Origin of the sequence: Anaerobium acetethylicum (assembly GCF_900096945.1) — a bacterium.
GTDB classification, from domain to species: Bacteria; Bacillota; Clostridia; order Lachnospirales; family Lachnospiraceae; genus Anaerobium; species Anaerobium acetethylicum.
Genome location: NZ_FMKA01000074.1, coordinates 1 through 4,696, shown reverse-complemented (window position 1 = coordinate 4,696; position 4,696 = coordinate 1). Strand labels below are relative to the sequence as shown.

Here is a 4,696-nt window from a genome sequence, read left to right as displayed (position 1 = left end):
CAGAGCGCTTTCCAGAAAAGACTATGCCACTAAGCTACTGAAATTCCGAGAAAACAACGTGCAGTTTGACCGGAACAGAGAGCGCCGCTCAACATCAGTCGGATTACAAAATGACAAATCAAAGCAATGAAAATTGCATGTCACCTTGAAATTTAATTCCGCTGTTACGGTTGATGTTAATTAATAAACAAAAAAATCAAGGCACTCTACACAAATTGGCATAGAGTGCCTGATTAGTTCAGTTCAAGTTCCAAAGATTGAATTTTAAAATAACATTTAGACTATTTCTTGTATCCGCATTTAGGGCATACGCCATTTTCATTTAACGCAATGCCGCATAACGGGCAACGGTCTATACTATCCTTTTGGGGCTCATATTCTTCTGTAGCGCCATTTACTCCGCTTGTAAATGTGATTTTAGCTATATTTAGTTTATCTTTTAGTAAATCATAAACTATTTTAATCATACCTTCAACGGTCATTGTTTCTTTCGTAACAACCAAACGACATTCCGGATACGCTGTTGCAAGTTCCGTCTTGAAAGCTGGACCTTTTTGCTTATTGGTTGGTGCACCGTCCTTAATGCCTTGTGCTTCGTAAACTCCGAGAATAGCGGGAAGCAATGGATCGTCTTCCCTCAAAATCAGCGCGTGGTCAAAGTTTTGCAATACTTCCCAAGCGGTTTTCTGAATTTCATTACAAGGAAATACCATATTGACTCCCATGTTGACAGTATCTTCAACTTCAATCGTCAGTATTCCTGTATGTCCATGTAAATACTGTGCTTCGCCTTTGAACCCAAAAAATCTGTGTGCATATTGTAGATCAAACGTAGTGAAACTTCTCATAATTATTCTCCTATTATTATTATATATTTACGGGTGTTTTTATGCTCCCGTATGCGCACATACTTGGTTTACCCGTACTCATAATATCATGCCACAGAGTCGTGAAGGCAAACGCTTTTAAATTAATCATGTATTACATTCAAGACAGATGCCCTTGAAAATCAAATCATGTTCGATAAACTCGAACCCATGAGTGTTCTTTATGTTCTTTTCCAAATCCGTGATAACTTCCATTTCCACATCAAAGACTCGGCCACACTTTATGCATCTTGCGTGATAATGTTTGTGGCATTGATGGTCGAAACGATCGGCTCCGCTTGGCATTTCCATTTTTCGGATTTGGCCGATATCCGACAGCAGGTTCAAATTCCTATATACCGTCCCTCTGCTGATATTGGCGTGTTTCTTCACGATTGTATCGTAGATCTCTTCAGCAGTGGCATGACACTGCAACTCTTGTACTGTTTCAAGAACTAAAGAACGTTGAATGGTTTTGCGTTTATTCATAATATAATCAATCCTTATTGATACTAGATTATTTAATAGTATTATATCTCAATAAGAATATAATGTCAATAACAATATGTGTTAGACCCTAAATACTAAAATTAGACCTAAAATTAGAACAAAGATAGCGCACATCGGTTAGAATTAAGTTACCGCACCCTAATTCAACCGCAAGGAAGTGCCTATCTCTTCTTGAACAGCATAACTCAAGACATGAAGTCTTTACATTAATAGAGAATTTTATAGTTGATGAGTTTGAGTACATAATCCTGATGAGCACAATGAGGTATCGGGTATAACAGAAGTCGAAACCAATCATCCATAATTAACCCGCAACTCAGGTAAAGCGCTGCGGGTGGTTTTGCATTACTAAGTATTCGTTGACATGTATTTCGATACCTGATTTGAATTCAACAATGATGTTGTCGTCGTAAACTGTTATCTTTTCCATGAGAGTCCTAACATAATCTTCTTCGTATTCAGTCTGTTCGCAAGGAAGGTCATTAAGGAAACGAATCATCTGTTTTTGCAGTTTATTGAAATACTGCACAAACCTGCGGTTCTTTAAATATTCCTTAAATCCAGCTACTAGCATAAGCTTCACCTCCTTACGCTGTTCCTACCCTTACAAATGCAAGAAATACTCTCATGACAAGACCAAATAACAAAAGTGTAACTTTGAGGAATTCCAATGAAAGCTTAAGTACTGCAAGCACACTCCATACAATTCCCTTTAATATCATTAATAAAACACATCCAATTTTGATTATTATGTTCTTTATCATAATGCACCTCCATCTAATCAACCCAATTTGTTGCTAAGCCGACAACAGCATCATTTACTTCACCAAAGTTATCTTCTTTAACCTTAGTTGTTTCTTCTGTTACATTTACTGACTGTTTTGCAGCTAAAGCAGTTCCTAACATAGATATTACTTCCTGTTGCACTTCTTTAACAACTCTACTGCAAATATCTCTTTTAATTTCATCTAAATCTTTCCTCGTAACATAGCCTTCTTTTCTAGCCCGCTCAATTGTTGCATTTACTGTAAGATCATCTTGATTTAGCATTTTGCAATATGCCTCAACTGCATCAATAATAAACTGATTCTTAGATTTATAGATATCCATATTTAAATCGCTCAATATCTTATTCACATACACATGCTGAGGATTATTCCTGCTACACCTTACGTTGTGATAATCTCCTTCGTCCTTACGATTTGCCATTTAATCCGCCTCCTCGCTTCGAATTCAAAAATACTTTAGCGAGAAATTCATAGCCTTTTGCATTCGCCTTAATATCTTCCAGGTAATTAATATTACTCTGCTTCCTACTTCCAAAAAGCTTCATGACTGTTGCTCCACCACCAACAAAAGTAATCGGTGTTGTATTCAGATTGTAACCATGAGCAATCAATTTCTTATAGATACCTTCAGCAAATTCTTCAATTTCTTTCGTAACAATTTTCTGATATGCCATATCTAAATCACTCTTTCCATCCATCATAATCTGGATAATATCACTTTCATCAATCTTGCCACTTAACTGTCTGACACACTGATTATTAATGTTACCTATGCAGGTAATTAGACCTTCATCTATCGTGTCGCACAACGATTCATCTGGTAAGCAATTTTTAATTGGCATAATATCGATTGTCCAACTTCCAATATCTACAACAATCTGCTTACGGTTTGTTTTTGGCATTTTATCTGCCATAGCTGCATAGCACTGAGGGAATACTGCTACCTTAACAATCGTAATACGGTAGGTTTCCTTCTCAAACCGAAAAGTAGCTTGCTTATTCTTAAACAGATAATTAATAAAATCTGGTTTCTCCTTACCAAATTTAGTAAGCGGAAGTCCTGCGGCCAAAAATATATTGGCATTTCTCATTCCCCTTCGATTTAGTTCTTTTGCAATAGCTGCCAGTGTTAGCAGATAATAATTTTCATCTGTAACTTTTGTTTCCTTAACTTCTAATCTCTCACCGCCGATTTTATAATACTTATCTTCATATTCCAAGACATTATCATACAATGCCGGCTCTGTTGAAATCTCTTTCACGCCCGAAATAAAGACACTTCCAATCGTTTTGCAATTGGCCCAACCATGATCTACTCCTATTACTTCAATATGATTATCTTCCATAATACGCTTCCTCCTTCTAAATATCATTGAACTACCTCTTCTGTATACGTAGGTCATGCCAACTCTTCACTAGTTTTTCGATTAATTCAACCTTTTGCCTGTCTGTATAATTACTTGGGAAATATTGATCCAACCGCTCAGCTTGTATCTTGATTTGTACCTTCTGGTTTGGTTTTTCCTCTCCTAGAACATCATACATGGCATCCATATCTAAATTGCCTGCTTGGCTCATTCGCTTTAAACGATTTGCCTGTGATAAGGATGGCGTGCATTGTTCTAAATCTATAACTGCATGAAGTTCGTACTGCTCTTCTTCTTTTAAATAAGAAAGTTCCACAGCAATAGTAAATGCTATCTTTCCTTCATCTACCATATCAAGAATTTTAGGAACCAGATTTGTCAGGCAAATATAGCGTTTGATCTGAGTAGTGCTTTCTCCGATTTGTTTTGCTAATAATTCATTACTCCTTCTATTAATAATTTCATCGCCTTCTGTTATGTTCCATATGCCATCCTTGTCATAACCAGCTTCAAGCTTCTTAACCATAAGTGTTGGATTATCTTCTAACTTCGGTCCAACTTGGTCCGAAGTTAAATCCGTCCTCTGTCCCTGCCTTTTCATTGCCTCTAATCTCATCTTATAGGCATAAGCTTTCTCACTCGGTTTGATATTCTCTCGTTGAAGATTACTATCAACCATTGCGATAATTGCCTGCTCATCATCAAAATTACGAATAACAACAGGTACATCTGTTATACCAGCCCACTCACATGCAGCCTTTCTTCTATGACCAGCTACAATCTCATAACCTTCTCCCTCAGGGTTAGGTCTTGCCAGCAACGGAACCAATACTCCTTCCTTTTCAATACTCTGCATCAGTTCAAACAACTCAGTATTTAGTTCCACTTTGAAAGGATGATTTTTGAAATCTTTCAGCTGATTTAGTGGAATAACAGCTATTTTCTCATGTTTATTATCCTTATCACTCTCTATTCCCTGGTCTCCTTGCCAATTGGAACACATTGAATTTTTTTCTTCCATTTAAGTCACCACCTCTCCTAATTACTAAATATCAGTTTCTTTTGTTTCCAATAGAGTAGAGAAATAATAGCTAGTATTATTTCCCTCTCATTGAACCGTACGTACGGGTCTCGTATACGGCTCTACAATTTATATTCCAACGCT

7 protein-coding genes are annotated in these 4,696 nt (G+C 36.9%); all 7 read right to left on the bottom strand.

From position 1 onward, the window contains the following. Positions 1 to 281: 281 nt before the first annotated feature. The 7 genes from BJR36_RS19665 to BJR36_RS19640 all read right to left on the bottom strand — a co-directional run bounded on the left by BJR36_RS19665 (position 282) and on the right by BJR36_RS19640 (position 4,552). A complete protein-coding gene (locus BJR36_RS19665) occupies positions 282 to 848 on the bottom strand; it encodes a 6-pyruvoyl trahydropterin synthase family protein (protein WP_091237128.1) in 567 nt (188 codons plus the stop codon). Between the two features lie 126 nt (positions 849 to 974). After that, positions 975 to 1,355, bottom strand: coding sequence for a Fur family transcriptional regulator (locus BJR36_RS19660; protein ID WP_091237127.1), 381 nt, complete (start codon positions 1,353 to 1,355; stop codon positions 975 to 977). Positions 1,356 to 1,692: 337 nt separating this feature from the next. After that, positions 1,693 to 1,950: a hypothetical protein gene (locus BJR36_RS19655; protein ID WP_242875702.1), complete on the bottom strand. Its 258-nt coding sequence runs from the start codon at positions 1,948 to 1,950 to the stop codon at positions 1,693 to 1,695. A 13-nt stretch (positions 1,951 to 1,963) separates the two neighbouring features. Continuing rightward, entirely contained in the window at positions 1,964 to 2,140 is a 177-nt protein-coding gene (locus BJR36_RS20500; RefSeq protein ID WP_169823801.1) for a hypothetical protein, read from the bottom strand. A gap of 13 nt (positions 2,141 to 2,153) precedes the next feature. After that, positions 2,154 to 2,585 (bottom strand): hypothetical protein, encoded by a 432-nt coding sequence (locus BJR36_RS19650; protein WP_091237126.1) that lies wholly within the window; start codon positions 2,583 to 2,585, stop codon positions 2,154 to 2,156. Beyond that, complete coding sequence (locus BJR36_RS19645) at positions 2,572 to 3,510, bottom strand: ParM/StbA family protein (protein WP_207648925.1); 939 nt, start codon at positions 3,508 to 3,510, stop codon at positions 2,572 to 2,574. The genes BJR36_RS19650 and BJR36_RS19645 overlap by 14 nt, the downstream gene beginning before the upstream one ends. Before the next feature lie 31 nt (positions 3,511 to 3,541). After that, positions 3,542 to 4,552 carry a ParB/RepB/Spo0J family partition protein gene (locus BJR36_RS19640; protein WP_242875701.1) on the bottom strand — a complete coding sequence of 337 codons (1,011 nt, stop codon included), beginning with the start codon at positions 4,550 to 4,552 and terminating at the stop codon, positions 3,542 to 3,544. Positions 4,553 to 4,696 lie beyond the last annotated feature (144 nt).

What these genes read in the sequence shown, in the direction of transcription:
- BJR36_RS19660 (WP_091237127.1), bottom strand. Translation starts at nt 1,355, where the DNA reads ATGAATAAACGCAAAACCATTCAACGTTCTTTAGTTCTTGAAACAGTA.
- BJR36_RS19655 (WP_242875702.1), bottom strand. Translation starts at nt 1,950, where the DNA reads ATGCTAGTAGCTGGATTTAAGGAATATTTAAAGAACCGCAGGTTTGTG.
- BJR36_RS20500 (WP_169823801.1), bottom strand. Translation starts at nt 2,140, where the DNA reads ATGATAAAGAACATAATAATCAAAATTGGATGTGTTTTATTAATGATA.
- BJR36_RS19645 (WP_207648925.1), bottom strand. Translation starts at nt 3,510, where the DNA reads ATGGAAGATAATCATATTGAAGTAATAGGAGTAGATCATGGTTGGGCC.
- BJR36_RS19640 (WP_242875701.1), bottom strand. Translation starts at nt 4,552, where the DNA reads ATGGAAGAAAAAAATTCAATGTGTTCCAATTGGCAAGGAGACCAGGGA.
- BJR36_RS19650 (WP_091237126.1), bottom strand. Translation starts at nt 2,585, where the DNA reads ATGGCAAATCGTAAGGACGAAGGAGATTATCACAACGTAAGGTGTAGC.
- BJR36_RS19665 (WP_091237128.1), bottom strand. Translation starts at nt 848, where the DNA reads ATGAGAAGTTTCACTACGTTTGATCTACAATATGCACACAGATTTTTT.